This window comes from Kribbella amoyensis (assembly GCF_007828865.1).
In the GTDB taxonomy this organism is placed as follows: domain Bacteria; phylum Actinomycetota; class Actinomycetes; order Propionibacteriales; family Kribbellaceae; genus Kribbella; species Kribbella amoyensis.
In genome coordinates this window covers 2,905,837-2,920,004 of the sequence record NZ_VIVK01000001.1, presented here as the reverse complement: position 1 = coordinate 2,920,004, position 14,168 = coordinate 2,905,837, and the positions used below count along the sequence as shown (strand labels likewise).

Genomic DNA, 14,168 nt, shown 5'->3' with positions numbered 1-14,168 from the left:
GGTCTTCACTTCAACCTCTGCGTCGGTCAGTCACGGCCGGGATCGACATCCGGCCGGCGACGAGTTTCGGCCTACTGCGGTGTACTTTCGGCCCGGCGGCGATCGCCCAGGTTGCGGGCCGCGACCAGGACCGGGTCGGTCTCGTCGTCGAAGTCGCCGATGACCTGCTCGAGCATGTCCTCCAGGGCGACCAGGCCGACGATGTGGCCTTCGGCGTCGTGGACGATCGCCAGCTGGCTGCGCTCATCCCGCAGCAGCCGGATCGCGGTCGCCACCGGCTTGTCCGCCGGCAGCCGCACTGCATCGTTCATCAGGTCGGCCGCGGTGACGTCCTGCTCGAAGGAGGACGCCCGGACGGCATCGCGGACGTGCACGATTCCGGCCACGCCGCCGTCGGCGACCACCGCGAGCCGGGACCGGCCGGCCGCTCGGCTCGCCAGCTCGATCTCCCGAGCGGTGGCGGTCGGCGGTACGCCGGCGATATCGGTCGCCGGCGTCATGACCTCGCTGACCGTGGTCTCCTGCACCTTCAACATCGCGGACAGCAGCTCGTGCTCCGCGGCATCGATCGTGCCGTGCTCGCCGGACGACTCGATCAGGATCCGCAGTTCCTCCGGACCGTGAGCCTGGGCGAGTTCGTCCTGCGGGGTCACCTTGGCCAGCCGCAGGCACGCGTTCGCGATCGCGTTCAGCGCGAGCAACGCCGGCCGGAACAGCCGGGTGAACAGGACGAACGGCATCGCGAGCCGCAGCGCGGAAGTCTCCGGGTTGCTGATGGCCCACGACTTCGGAGCCATCTCACCGAGCAGGACGTGGAGCAGACCCACGACGCCGATCGCGATGACCAGCGCGATCACGTGCGACGCCTCGTCCGGTACGCCGACCGCGTGGAACACCGGGTCGAGCAAGTGCTCGATCGCAGGCTCCGCCAGAGCGCCCAGTCCCAACGTGCACAAGGTGATTCCGAGCTGAGCACCCGCCAGCATCAGCGACAGATCGCGGACACCGGACAGGGCGACGCGAGCAGCCCGGCTCCCGTCGGCCGCGGCCTGCTCCAGCCGGTGCTGCTTCGACGCGACCAGCGCGAACTCGGCCGCGACGAAGAATCCGTTCAGGGCCAGCAGAACCAGCGAGATCAGCAACGCCCAGGTCGCACTCATTCGGCCACCTCCAGAACGCTGCCGATGGTGACGATCGCCGGTACGTGCCGCTCGATCGCGACCACCTTCAACGCGACCGGCGGCTGGGGCTGCAGCTGCCCGTCATCGTCCAGTCGTGGTGGCGGCGTCACGACCACCTCGTCACCGATCACCGGGATCCGGCCGAGCTCCTGCATCACCAGCCCGGACAGCGTTTCGTACTCCTCGCTGTCCGGAAGCTCGATCCCCGACGCATCGGCCACCTCGTCCAGGCGCCACCGTGCCGGGACCGACCAGCTGCCGTCCTCGTGCCGTACCGCTGTCGACTCGGGCAGGTCGTCCTCGTCGTGGATCTCGCCGACGAGTTCCTCGGCGATGTCCTCCAGGCTGATGATGCCGGCGAATCCGCCGAACTCGTCCACCACGATCGCCAGCTGGCGCCGGGACTGCCTGAGCTGTTCCAGAACGGCGGGCAGTACGAGCGTCTCGGGGACGAACACCGGGGTGCTCGCAACGGACTCGATCGGCGTCGTCCGCCGATCCGCTGGCGCCACGTCGACCAAGTCGGAGACCGCCACCACACCGACCACGTCATCGACCGACTCACCCAGTACCGGGAAGCGGCTGTGCCCCGAATCGAGCAGCTCGACCACGGCATGGACCGGATCGGTCGCGCTGACCGTGACGACGTCCACGCGGGGCATCATCACCTGGGCCGCGGTGAGATCACGGAAGTCCAGACCACGATCCAGCAGGCGGGAGGTGTCCTCGTCCAGCAGACCCTTCTCGCGCGAAGTCGCGATGATCCGATCGAGGTCCTGCCTGGTCGCTCCCTGGGGCAACTCCTCGACCGGTTCGATACCGACCCGGCGCAGCAGCTTGTTGGAGGTCGCGTCGAAGGCCTTGATGATCGGCCCGGTGACCGTCAGGTACGCCAGGGTCGGCCGCGCCAGCGCCAACGCGAGCGCCTCCGGCTTGGCGATGGCCAGGTTCTTGGGTGCCAGCTCCCCGAACACCATCTGGATGACGGTGGCAACGATCAGCGCGAGCACGACCGCGATCGACAGACTGACCGACTCGGACAACCCGGTCAGCCCCAGCACGTTCGCGAGCCCCTGGCCGAGATACGGCTCGGCGACGTAACCGGCCAGCAAGGCGGTCACGGTGATCCCGAGCTGAGCACCGGACAACATGAAGGAGAGCCGCGAGGTCACCCTCAGTGCGCGGTCGGCGCCAGGCCGGCCGTCATCGGCCAGCGTGCGCAGCCGCCCACGGTCAACCGCGACATAGGCGAACTCCTGAGCCACGAAGAAGGCCGTCGCCGCGGTCAGCACGAGGATCACGACGAGACCGATCAGAATCAACACGCGGCGCACCCCAGCCGCGAAACAGTAGATCGCCGGACAAGATCCGGCCCGATATAGCAGCCGTCAGAGGCAGGCTGAGACATGCGCAAGATCGTACCCAGTCACCTCAAGACACCCTCGACCTGGTGCCCCGCGTGCTCTCTTCCGGCCCCGTCAACCCGCCGGGCGGGATGACCAGATCGTTCCGGAGGCAGGCCGGGACGGCCCTGGCGTCGTGCGCCCGGACGGCGGACAGTTGACGCCATGACAGACCCAGCGACTGATGCCGTCCCACCGCTCTCCAACGAGCCGGACGCGGTGGTGATCGATGACGTCGAGCCGACCACCGTCACGACCGGAATCGTCCGCCGCGGACTGCCGTCGAGCGGCGACGTACTGGCCCGCGTCTTCGACCTGGCACCCGGCGTCACCTGGCCGGAGGTCGACGTCCACGATCGTGACGAACTGATCTACGTCATCTCCGGCGCCCTCCAGGACCACGGCCGCAACTACACCGCCGGCACCTACCTGCACTACCGAGCGGGCAGCAAGCACCAGCCGAGTACGGATGTCGGCGTCCGCATCCTCGTCTTCGGCCCTGCCCACGCCTAGGGCATGAGGCGGAAGTGGCCGTCTTCCTCGTCCAGCTGGACCAGCAGGCTCGTACCGTCCGGCCGGGTCAAGGTCCAGAGGCCAGGCGGCTCCTGATCCCCGGACAGGACCTCAGCGTCGAAAGCAGCAGAGAGCCGGCGGACGAACTGCTCGCGGGTAACGCGCGCCGCGGCGGCTGCGTCGATCCCGACGCTGTAGCCCATGGCAAAGTCCCCGGCCACCGTCCACCAGGTACAGAAGACGGCGAACACCCGATCCGCAGGCATGCCGGCCAACGTCTCCGGCACCGCGTCCTGGTGAGCCAGGAAGAGTTCGTCCTCCCCGACTTCCAAGCACGTCAGCAGGAACGACCGCAGCTCGACCTCAGGAATGAGCCGACTGGAAAGCCCGTCGTAGCCGGTGGCAGCGGTCACCGGCACAGGCTACCGATGCCATCGGACCCAGGTGAGCATTTCTCCTCAGGCATCCAGCCAGAAGAGCCCCGAGCAGCGCGGGCGGCCGCGAGCAGACCGGCCATGGAAACGACGGCACCGGCGGTGACGAGGACCGCCATCGGTACGGCGGTGTGGTCTCCGCCGAGCCCGGCGATGGGTGCGATGGTTCCTGCGGCGACCCATTGAACGAAGCCCTGCAGCGCTGAGCCGGTACCGGGGTGTTCGGGAACTGCGGCGGATGCGAGGGCGCCGCCGTTGGGAATCATGAGGCCTTGGGCTGTCATGAGTACGAAGAAGCTCACGAGCGCGAGGGGCAGCGGTGTGCCGAGCCACAACGCGCCCACCAGGAGAGCGATTCCGGCAGCCAGTGCGGCGATCTGTCCGGTCAGGATGAGCTTGCGAGTGGAGACGCGGCCCGCGAGCCGGGCGGCGATCAGCGCTGCCGCTGTCATGCCGGCGGCGTTGGCGGCGAAGTCGATCGAGTAGGCGATCGGCGAAAGCCCGTTCATGGTCTGCAGGACGAACGCGGACGTGGCGACATAGGCGAACAGCGCCCCCATCGCGGCGCCGGCGACCACCAGGTACCCCACGTACTCCCGGTTGCCCAGAACGGTGCGCCCGGCACCAACGAAGGAACGCAGGCCTCCGGCGTGGCGGTGCTCACGCGGGAGTGTTTCGGGGACCGCGATCAGCGTCGTGACGGTCATCGCAACGCCGAGTACCGCGACGAGCCAGAAGGAGACCCGCCAGCTGGACAGTTGCAGGATGAGCCCGCCCACGAGCGGTCCGACGATCGGGGCGAGGCCGCCGACGCCGGCGATGATGTTCAGCACGCGGACGAGCTGAGCGCCCCTGGCCACGTCGACGACGACCGCTCGGCCGATCACCATCGCCCAACCACCCGCGAAGCCCTGGACGAAACGGGCGACGGTCATCACCTCGATCGTCGGTGCGAGTGCACAGACGATCGAGGCCACGGTCATGATCGCGAGCGCGGCGAGGAGCGGGATCCGCCGGCCGCGCTGATCCGAGACCGGCCCACCGATCAGCTGGCCGAGCGCCATCCCGACGAAGAACGTCGTCAACGTCAACTGGACCTGCGTCGCGGTGGTGGACAGGTCCCCGGCGACCTGCGGGAACGCCGGGACGTACATATCAGTGGCCAGCGGCGCGATCGCGGTCAGGAACACCACGGTCGCGACCAGCCCGACGGTCAACCGCGCCTGTCGACGTGACGTCCGTAAGGGTGGCGCCGCCCAGGAAACGTCCGGGGGCAACGGAGCCTGCTGCATCAATCCTCTTCCCGGGGAGTCAGGACCGAAGCTGCACAGTGACGAAGCCGCCTTCTCGGCGATGCACTGCGCGCTTCTCCTCATCATCGAAACCCTGTCGAGCGGGGTTCACAGCTCGAGTGAAACCCGTGGCTCGCAGCGGAAGAAGTCCCTGTCGATAGGTGTACTGACAGGGCACCCATCGATCAGTGCTGACTGATCCGGGCGGCCGCAGGCACCGCTCCGACTGGGAGAAGTGCCTGCGGCCTCGGTGTCGGAAGGTCAGTTGGCGGGCAGGCGGCGGAGCAGCCGCCGCATGGTGGCGATCTCGCGGTTCTGGTCGGCCTCGACCTTCTTCGCCAAGGCCGTCGCGCCGGCGTTCTTGCCGCCGGTCTGCTCGGCCTTGGCCATGGCGACCGCGCCCAGATGGTGCTTGATCATCATCTCGGTCCACATCCGGTCGAACATGCCGTCCTTCGCGTTGCCGAGATCGGACATCTCGTCGTCGGTCATCATGCCGGGCATCTCCTCGGCGCTGTGACCACCGTGCGATTGGGCCGGCACCGGCTTACCCCAAGCGGTCAGCCAGCCCGACATCGTCTTGATCTCCGGATCCTGAGCAGCCTTGATCGCGCCGGCCAGTTTCTTGACCTCCGGCGTGGTGGCCTTCCGGATCGCCATATCGGCCATCTGAACGGCCTGCTGATGATGCGGGATCATCCGGGACGCGAACGTCACGTCAGCATCGTTGAAGTCACCGGCCTGAGCCGATGCGCTGGTCTGGCTGCTGGACGGCTGACTGTGATCCGTGCCAGGCATCGAGCCACTGTCGTTGCCGCCGCAACCGGCCAAGACCAGCCCGGTGAAGGCGATGAAGGCAGCCGTTTTCCACAGGTTTTGTCGCATGAGTGATTCCTCGTCGTTCGAAGCGTTGTGTGTACGGAGTACGCGGGCAGCGGCGTCCGAGATCGATCGGCCGCCGCCCGGCTCAGGGCAGAGTTCGGCCTAGGTCCGTAGTACGCAGAGCTTCGACAACGACGGTCGACGCCACGGCGGCAAGGCCCCGTCGATGGCGAGGCGAGTCACCGGCAGCGCCATTTCGACCGGGTACGCCGCGACCAGCGACCGCGACACCAGCGCCGCCACCAGGGCGAGGGACAACGCGGCGAGCATCGCCAAACACACCTCGCCCAAGCCGTGGAGGTGCCCGTCTCCGTCCGAGGCAGTCAGCTCGACCCCAACGCCAGCCGAAGGCGGCACATCCGCGACCGCGGGGTTCACCCCAGGTACGGCCGGGTCGCCGTGACTCATCGGCGCCACCGCACCGATGTCAGCGACCGAGCGCCCGGCCATCGACGGGGCGGGCATCTCATGCCCGAGCGCCATCGCGGCGTCGTGGCTGCCCGTCAGGCCGTGCATCGCAAACACACCAGCGAGCACGCACACCACAACCAGGGCCTTGACCGGCCCCTGCCGAATGCGCTCGCGCCAGCGGGTCACCGCACCCACACTAGCCACTCGACAAGCCGCAGGTACTGGTGGGCCAAGAGCGTTGACACCGGTCGGATCACCCGAGCAGATCCCGCAGGACAGGAAGAGGATCGCAGGCGTCGTCGTTGCTCAGGACAACGGCTGCCCGATCGGTCTCCGGGAGCCAGGCCCGGAACGACCGGAAGCCAGAGTTGTCGCCAGGGTGGAAGTACGCCGGCTCGCCACCGATGACGCCGATTCCGACGCCGTACCCGCACGACTCTCCGCCGAGCCAGCCGTCCTCGGTCCGCCAGGTCTCGTCGAGTGGTCCGTGCGCTGTGCACATGACCTCGTACGAGGACGCGCTGAGCAGCCTGCGCTCGGCGTGGATCGCGCGGACGAAGCGCACCTGATCCGCAGCCGTCGACCACAGATCCCCAGCACCCGGGATCGCGGCAAGGTCGAGCCCGCCGATCGGCCGGCCACCGTGGTAACCCTCGGCCGCGAAAGCAGGCGCCACGGCGACCGTCGTATCCGCGAGCCCGAGTGGTTCCAGAATCTCGGAGCTGACGAACTCGGCGTACGGCCGCCCACTCACCGCCTCGACCACATGAGCCAGCAAGACATACCCGGGACTGCTGTACACCCAGCCCGGCTCGCCGAGCGGAGCAGCAACGATCAGTTCCTTCACCGCGCCCGCATCGGGGAGGTCCGACAGGTCAAGCCCCGGAATGGTCTCCCAGTGCCCGATCCGCGAAGTGTGAGACAGGAGTTGGTGAACGGAGACACCGGACTGACCGCCATCGAGATAGGCGACAAGCGGGTCGTCGAGCGCCACCAGCCCACGGTCGACCAGCAGCAACACCGCACAGGCGGTGAACTGCTTACTCCCCGACGCGATCTGAAACGCCATCCGTTCATCCACCGACCCACCAACCCGGCTCGCCAACGCCCCACCCGGGCCTGCCAGAACCGCTACCCCAGAAAACTCATCCACCCGACCGACCCTAGTGCTCCGACGTGGGGCACCAGTACCCGATGCCGGCAGCCCCATCGAGCGTGCCACCAACAGCGACGGATGCCCGCTACCGGTTCGCCGGGCGGTACTTGGTGATGACAACGCCGGTCGTGGTCGGGATCGCCTCGGTCAGCTCGAGTTCTTGTGCTGCTGGTCGAGCGCCTCGGTGTACGGGTTCGGGGGCTGCTTCGGCCAGAAGTCGGCGAGCGCCTGGTACGTTTCCCGGCCGACCAACAGCCCGGCTTCCTGGCCGGCCCGCTCGCCGAGGACCCGGCCCATCGCGTCCGCGCTGTACGGCGCCGCCCACCCGCCGTACGCGAAATCGCCGCGCAGGTCCTCGTCGGCCCGGCCCGGCGCCTGCATCACGCCGTCCAGGCTCAGGTTGCAAATCACCGTGATCATGTCGTTCTCCTCGCTCGTTGGTGTCCAACTGCCCCCTACACGAACGGGATCGACGCAGATCGACAGGCCTCAGAAAAACTCGGACCCAAGCCCGGCTACCGGTGACCCCAGACCTTCCTACGCTCCGTGAACATCCGTACCGCTGCTACGAAGGAGAGCCTGTGCCCCGTCGGGAGATCACCGCTGGTACCGAAGGCCCGGTACAAGCCGACCTGACCATGACCGGTCGCAACGGCACCATCCGGGTCACGGTCGAAGCCGGCCGCCCGGCCGGCCTCGTCGTCGACACCGCCGACGACCTGCCGGTCAGTCCTTCGTTCGCGTCGGTCACCGGAGCGGGCCTGGCCTGGGAGAATGCGGCACCGCAGCCCGACGTCCCGGGACCCCAGGAGCAGCGCGGCCGCCTGGTCGCGCAGATCGACTCCGAGGCGGACCCCCGCGACGGCTCCAAGGTCGACGTAACGGTGAACGTCCCCCCGGGCAGCAGCGTGTTCGTCGCGACCGAGACCGCCGGCGTCGAGATCGGGCACGGCGAGCTCACGAACGTCCACGTGGAGAGCCGGGAGGGTGCGGTCAGGGTCGCCGAGAGCGCCGACGTCTTCGTCCACAGCCAGGGCGAGGTCTGGGTCGGCCGGGCCGCAACCGTCGACATCCGCTCGACCGGCGGACCGGGATCCGGTCCGGTGACCATCGGCGCGGCCGACGCGATCGACGTCCAGGCCAAGGGCAGCGACATCCGGATCGGCACCGCCCACGGGACCGTGGCCGCGCACTCGGCCCAGGGCAGCGTCACCATCGACGCCATCGACCCCACCATCGACAAGTCCGCCAGGAAACCACTCCGGATCGGCGCACCGGCCGGCCGGGTGACTCTTCCCGACGCCGTACCGGCAGGGGTCCGCGTCCGCGTCTCCGACGCCAACGGCGACCGGTCGATCGGCGACGCCCCACGAACCGACTCCGGCCCCGAAGCCGAACGAACAAAGGACTTCTCGGTCCGCAAGCGAGACCTACAGCGCGGCAGCGACACCAACAAACTCGGCATCTGACAGACACGATCGGCGTCGACGCGGAAGCGGAAGTGCTTGGCGCCGAGACAGCTTCACAAGTGGCTCCGGTCAGTTGTCCGTCACTTCGTTCCTGCTCGCTCGCTTGCGTTCGGCGGCCGCGTAGGCCGTGGTGAGCGAGTCCATGAGATGCGGTGTCTCCACGTGGACGGAGTCCTCTCCCAGCAGGTCGAGGGCGTGCGAGCGTTCGAGAACCTGGAACAGCGACGGCGACACGCCGCAGAGGACGAGGTCGATGTCGCGGGCGTGGAGACGGCCGGCGGCCTGTTCGAGTGCTTTGAGGAACGTGGCGGACGGGATTCCTCCGGAGCCACGGAACGACAGCACGACGGCGGCGTCAACCGTCTCACGAGTTTCGGGCCACTCTTCCTCCAAGCGATTGACCTCGGCGAAGAAGCTCGGGCCGTCGTAGTGCAGGACGGTCGTTCGGTGGCTGGCCAGAACTCGCGGTGGCGCTTCGACCAACCACCCGCCGTCGGTCACGGGCGTCAGCAGCAGCAGGCGGCCGCGCCGGGAGGCCGAGACGGCGTACAGCAAGATCGAGAGGCCGGCGCCGATGAAGATCGCCTGCTGCAGCGGCAGCTGGGTGGTGGCCAGGAAGGTCACGACCATCGCGACGCTGGAGAGCGCCGAGGTGCGCAGTACCAGCATGATGTCTCCGAACCGGCCGGTGATCAGCTCGCCGCCGATGACGATCAACAGGCCGCCGATGACCGCCATCGGGATCTCGCCGGCGACCGGTCCGACCGCGAGCACGATCACGGCCAGCCATCCGCCCGCGAAGACGCCCGACCAGCGGGTGCGGGCCCCGGCGCTGGTGCCGACGCCCGTGCGGGAGAGCGAGCCTCCTGTCGGCAGCGCGGAGAAGAGACCGCCCGCGACGTTGGCGAGGCCCTGCGCGCGGAAGTCCGTGGAGGCGTCGGGCCGCGAGCCGTCCGGGTTGGCGACGGCGGCGCCGATCCCGGCCGCCTGGGCGAGCGCGACCAGGGCGATCGCGATCGCGCCGAAGGCCAGATCGGGGACCGCGCCGAAGTCCGGTGCCGAGAACGGCGGCAGCGACCGCGGGATGCCGGCGATGTCGCCGACCAGCTCGACATCGGTGTCGAGGACCGCGGAAGCGACGCTCACGACCACGAGCGCGATCAGGGTGGCGTAGGACTCCAGTCGGTGTACTGCCTTGAACGCGGCCCACACCGCGACGGTCGCGACACTGACCAGCACGGTACTGCTGTCCCAGTCGCCGACGTGGGCGACCGCGTCGACCAGCTTGGCGATCGTGTTGTGCGCGTCGGGGGTGTACGCCGTGGCGTCCTTGATGACACCGGTGACGATCTGCAGCGCGATGCCGGTCGTGAACCCAGTCATCACCGCGGTCGACACGAACGACATCACCGAGCCGAGTCGGAGCAGTCCCATGATCAGCATGACCAGGCCGACGAGGATCGTGAGCGTCGCGAGGGCACCGGCGTCGCCTGGGTCGAGCCCGGCATCGGACAGCACGCTGCGCGACGACAGCGCGATCGCACTGGTCAGCGTCGTCACCATCAGGACCGTGCGCGCGAAGACCGAGCCGACGATCGTGGGGACGACCCCCGACCACAGGCCGAGCGGGGCTGCGAACCCGCCGATGCTGGCGTAGGCCATGCCCTCGGGGATCGAGAACAGCCCGGTGACGAACCCGGAGACCGCGTCCTGCCGGGTGGGTCGGCCCGGTCGAGGGACCAGGGTCACGGCGTCACGATCGCGAAGTCCGGGTCGCCCGGCTCAAGGACGTCGAGCAGCCGGCCGATCGCCGACTCGTCGCCGGTGACTTCGATGCCGGTCTGGGCAAGGGTCCCCGTCGCGAGAGCTGGGAGGGCCTTGCGCGTGGTTGTGACGGTCGTGTCGGCCTCGTCGCGCTGCGGCCGGTGGCTGTAGGTGAGCACACCGTTGGCCAGTCGCACCCGGTAGCGTTCGCCGGAGTCTTGCAGCACGACGTCGATCGTCAACTTCTCGTCCCAAGCCGCCGGGCCGTTGACCTGAATGGCCAAGGCGTCGAAGACCATCGCCGGGGTGAGCTCGGCGAGCAGGTCGGCCGCCGCGGTCGTCGTCGGCGTGCCGAACGCGCCGTCGCGAAGCTCGGTGGCACCAGAGAGGAAGAAGTCGCGCCAGGTGCCGTTCTCCGACCCGTAGCCCAGCTGCTCGTAGGCGTCCGCGAGCACCTCGCGGGCGTCGGCGTGGTCGGGCTGGGCGAAGACCGCATGGTTGGCTACCTCGGCCGCCCAGCGGAAGTCACCGGCCTCATACGCCGTCCGCGCCGCGGCCACGATCGCGTCGATGCCGCCGGCGAGCTCGACGTACCGCGCCGCTCGCTCGGCCGGGACATGCTCGAAGAGGTGGGCCGGGTTGCCGTCGAACCAGCCCAGGTAGCGCTGGTAGATCGCCTTCACGTTGTGGCTCACCGACCCGTAGTAGCCGCGGGTCGACCAGGCGTTCTCGAGAGCCGGCGGTAGCTCGATCCGCTCGGCGATCTCGGGGCCTACGTAGCCCTGGTTCAGCATCCGTATCGTCTGGTCGTGCAGGTAGGCGTACAGATCGCGCTGCAGGCCGAGGAACTCGAGCGCGCGGTCGTTGCCCCAGGTCGGCCAGTGGTGGGACGCGAAGACGACCTCGAGATCCGCACCGAAGAGGTCGATGGTCTCGGTGAGGTACTTCGACCAGCCGTGCGGGTCACGGACGACCGCGCCGCGCAGCGTCAGCAGGTTGTGCAAGTTGTGGGTCGCGTCCTCGGCGGCGCACAGCGCGCGACGGTCGGGGAAGTAGAAGAGCATCTCGGAGGGCGCCTCGGTGTCCGGCGCCATCTGGAAGACGATCCGCACACCGTCCACGGTCTCCTCCTGGCCGGTCGTGGTGACCTCGACCGTCGGCACGATCAGCGAGACCGATCCCGTCGAGGTGGTCTGGCCCAGGCCCGCGCCAACCCCGCCCTGCGGTCCGCGGGCCAGCGCGGCGCCGTACATGTAGCCCGCGCGCCGGCCCATCGCCGTGCCCGCGTACACGTTCTCGGCGATGGCGTGCTCCAGGAAGCCTTCCGGCGCCAGAATCGGGACCCGGCCGGCGTCGACGTCCTCCTGCGTGGTCACGCCTTTCACGCCGCCGAAGTGGTCGATGTGGGAGTGGCTGTAGATGACGCCGGTGACCGATCGATCCCCGCGGTGGCTGCGGTAGAGCGCGAGGGCGGCGGCCGCCGTCTCGACCGAGATCAGCGGGTCGATCACGATGACTCCGGTCTCGCCCTCGACGAAGCTGATGTTCGACAGGTCCATGCCCCGCACCTGGTAGATGCCGGGCACGACCTCGAAAAGCCCGCCGGTCGCGACCAGCTGGGACTGCCGCCACAGACTGGGGTTGACCGTGTCCGGGCACTCGCCCCGCAGGAAGTCGTACGTCGAGTTGTCCCACACCACCCGCCCGTCCTCGGCGTACACCGCGCCGTCGAGCGGGGCGACCCGCCCGCGACCGGCGTCCTCGAAGTCCCTGGTGTCCCGGAACGGGAGTCGAGCGCGGATCTCCGACTGCTGGTCGATGATGGTCGGACTGGCGGGCTTGGGGGAACTGGTCATAGTCCCATTCCTTCACACCCCGCCGGACGCGACATCGGCCGGAACGGGTGATGCCGTGTACTCGTGGTCGGCGTATCAACTCGCATTCCTCGTCCCGCGGGCGGCTTGGCTGCACCGTCGGCAAGAAGCTGTCGCACTGGTCGAACGACAACCGCTGACCGCAGGTCAGTTGCGCCTCGTCGAACTCAACCTCAAGGGCCCGTTCAGAAGGTCAGCGGCCGAGCGAGTCCCAGAAGTCGCACTGGTGCTCCTGGCGCAGATTCACGGGTTCGGTTGCCGCGGCGGTGAAAGACCTCACGACATCGCGGCGGTACGGCGCCCAGTTCGCGGCCGGCCGGCCGGTCGCCGCGAACGCCGACCATTGATCGAGGAGGCGAACGGCGAGCGCCTGCTGGTCCGGCGTAAGCGGCGGGGGCTGCCAGGGGCTGGTGCTCGTGCTGTCGAAGAAGTACGGGATCTCAACGCCGTGATGAGCGCCGTACGGGAACTGTCCGGGCTGGATCGCCCGCGGCTCCGCGAACTCGAACGCGTAGACAGGGGCGCGCCGTGCCATCAGACCGTTGGCCACCAGTTGCGTGCAGGCTCCCACCAAGCGTCCCTCGTCGGTCAGCACCTGCGCCAGCGCAAGACTCGGTGTCGGGTACTTCGCGGCCGGGTACTTCGCCAGTACTCGGGAGGAGTCGCGACCGTAAAGGTCCTGGATGATCTGAAGGTACTGCGCTGCTGTCACCGGTCGCCCCGCGTCATCGAAGCCACTTCCGACGAATGAACGCATCTCGTCCTTCGTTCCGCCCTGCAACACCGGTACCGCGGTGGCCGTACCGAGTCGTTGCGCGGCCGAGAGCTGCAACGGCAGAACGGGCGTGCCGACTGTAGGCAGCCAAGGGCGGTCAGTGGTCCGTCGGTCCAGCTTGTCGTCCTCGGCCAGGCCGGTGAGCTGCTCGAACGGCTTCGCCCGAAGGCAATCGATCGCGGTCCTGGGGTCGGGACACCCCAGCTCGGCCGCGGTGCTGGACGCACGGCGCTCAGCCTTCTTTGCGGGCAGCATGTCGTTCACACAGGGACCGCTCTGCACGATCGCCCGCGCGAACAGCCCACGGGCGGACGGCGAAGCCAATTGCGCGCAGACACTGAACGCACCGCCGGACTCGCCCCACAGAGTGACCCGGTTGGCATCACCACCGAACGCCGCGACGTTGCGCTTGATCCACCGCAACGCTTCCTGCTGGTCCAGAATGCCGAAGTTCCCGGCCGCGCTGTCACGCATCGCTGCGTGCTTGAGAAACCCGAGTGCCCCCAACCGGTAGTTTGCGGTGACCACGATATTGCCACGGGCAACCAGCTCTGACGGGTCGTAGAGCGATCCAACACCTCCTGTGAATCCGCCCCCGTGAAGGAAGAGCAGGACAGGAGCTTTCGACGCCTGCGCGGGCGCCCAGACGTTCAGGGACAGACAGTCCTCCTCCCCCGCCACCATGGGCTGTCCGGAATCCGACCGTCCGAGCTGCGGGCAGATCGAGCCAGGCGTGGTCGCCTCCCGAACACCTGACCACGGCCGCGCCGGACGCGGCGAGCTCCATCGCAACGTACCGATCGGTGGCGCCGCGTACGGAATCCCTTCGAAGACCCGGATCCCCGCGTCTGTGGTCCGGCCGCGAAGATCACCCGCGTCGGTACGGACTTCAGGCGCCGCAGCAGCGGCGGTAGACGACTGCATTGTGCTGACGAGCGTCAAGCCGGTCAGGGCCAGGACCAGAGTCCCAAGTAAGAGTCGTTTCATACTTGGTGATCTTGGCAACGAAGTAGC

The 14,168-nt window shown here is 68.5% G+C and carries 13 protein-coding genes; 2 read left to right on the top strand and 11 right to left on the bottom strand.

Annotation, left to right across the window (positions count from 1 at the left end; genetic code table 11):
• Positions 1 to 71 precede the first annotated feature (71 nt).
• Together FB561_RS13880 and FB561_RS13875 are read right to left on the bottom strand one after the other, a co-directional pair.
• A complete protein-coding gene (locus tag FB561_RS13880; protein WP_145806723.1) occupies positions 72 to 1,160 on the bottom strand; it encodes a hemolysin family protein in 1,089 nt (362 codons plus the stop codon).
• Positions 1,157 to 2,506, bottom strand: coding sequence for a hemolysin family protein (locus FB561_RS13875; RefSeq protein WP_145806721.1), 1,350 nt, complete (start codon positions 2,504 to 2,506; stop codon positions 1,157 to 1,159). Before FB561_RS13875 ends, FB561_RS13880 begins: the two co-directional genes overlap by 4 nt.
• Positions 2,507 to 2,749: 243 nt before the next feature.
• Here FB561_RS13875 and FB561_RS13870 point away from each other — a divergent pair, with 243 nt between their 5' ends.
• On the top strand, positions 2,750 to 3,097 hold the full coding sequence (locus FB561_RS13870) for a cupin domain-containing protein (protein WP_145806719.1): 348 nt from the start codon (positions 2,750 to 2,752) through the stop codon (positions 3,095 to 3,097).
• Here FB561_RS13870 and FB561_RS13865 read toward each other — a convergent pair.
• From FB561_RS13865 to FB561_RS38235, 6 genes are all read right to left on the bottom strand, one after another.
• On the bottom strand, positions 3,094 to 3,510 hold the full coding sequence (locus tag FB561_RS13865) for a hypothetical protein (RefSeq protein WP_145806718.1): 417 nt from the start codon (positions 3,508 to 3,510) through the stop codon (positions 3,094 to 3,096). The genes FB561_RS13870 and FB561_RS13865 overlap by 4 nt on opposite strands.
• Positions 3,507 to 4,823, bottom strand: a complete 1,317-nt coding sequence (locus tag FB561_RS13860; RefSeq protein WP_145806716.1) for a multidrug effflux MFS transporter — start codon at positions 4,821 to 4,823, stop codon at positions 3,507 to 3,509. Before FB561_RS13860 ends, FB561_RS13865 begins: the two co-directional genes overlap by 4 nt.
• Before the next feature lie 261 nt (positions 4,824 to 5,084).
• Positions 5,085 to 5,708 (bottom strand): DUF305 domain-containing protein, encoded by a 624-nt coding sequence (locus tag FB561_RS13855; RefSeq protein ID WP_145806714.1) that lies wholly within the window; start codon positions 5,706 to 5,708, stop codon positions 5,085 to 5,087.
• Between the two features lie 99 nt (positions 5,709 to 5,807).
• Positions 5,808 to 6,302 carry a DUF6153 family protein gene (locus FB561_RS13850; protein WP_145806711.1) on the bottom strand — a complete coding sequence of 165 codons (495 nt, stop codon included), beginning with the start codon at positions 6,300 to 6,302 and terminating at the stop codon, positions 5,808 to 5,810.
• 67 nt (positions 6,303 to 6,369) lie between these two features.
• The gene (locus FB561_RS13845) at positions 6,370 to 7,326 is read right to left on the bottom strand and encodes a serine hydrolase domain-containing protein (protein WP_145806709.1); all 957 of its coding nucleotides are present in this window, start codon (positions 7,324 to 7,326) and stop codon (positions 6,370 to 6,372) included.
• Positions 7,327 to 7,419: 93 nt separating this feature from the next.
• Positions 7,420 to 7,692, bottom strand: a complete 273-nt coding sequence (locus FB561_RS38235; protein ID WP_202880606.1) for a dihydrofolate reductase family protein — start codon at positions 7,690 to 7,692, stop codon at positions 7,420 to 7,422.
• Between the two features lie 161 nt (positions 7,693 to 7,853).
• Between FB561_RS38235 and FB561_RS13835 the strand changes: the two genes are divergently transcribed.
• A complete protein-coding gene (locus FB561_RS13835; protein WP_145806707.1) occupies positions 7,854 to 8,741 on the top strand; it encodes a DUF4097 family beta strand repeat-containing protein in 888 nt (295 codons plus the stop codon).
• 69 nt (positions 8,742 to 8,810) lie between these two features.
• Here FB561_RS13835 and FB561_RS13830 read toward each other — a convergent pair whose 3' ends face one another.
• The 3 genes from FB561_RS13830 to FB561_RS13820 all read right to left on the bottom strand — a co-directional run bounded on the left by FB561_RS13830 (position 8,811) and on the right by FB561_RS13820 (position 14,078).
• Entirely contained in the window at positions 8,811 to 10,490 is a 1,680-nt protein-coding gene (locus FB561_RS13830; RefSeq protein WP_145806705.1) for a SulP family inorganic anion transporter, read from the bottom strand.
• Complete coding sequence (locus tag FB561_RS13825; RefSeq protein ID WP_145806703.1) at positions 10,487 to 12,361, bottom strand: alkyl/aryl-sulfatase; 1,875 nt, start codon at positions 12,359 to 12,361, stop codon at positions 10,487 to 10,489. The genes FB561_RS13830 and FB561_RS13825 overlap by 4 nt, the downstream gene beginning before the upstream one ends.
• A 211-nt stretch (positions 12,362 to 12,572) precedes the next feature.
• The gene (locus FB561_RS13820) at positions 12,573 to 14,078 is read right to left on the bottom strand and encodes a carboxylesterase/lipase family protein (RefSeq protein ID WP_238335167.1); all 1,506 of its coding nucleotides are present in this window, start codon (positions 14,076 to 14,078) and stop codon (positions 12,573 to 12,575) included.
• Positions 14,079 to 14,168 lie beyond the last annotated feature (90 nt).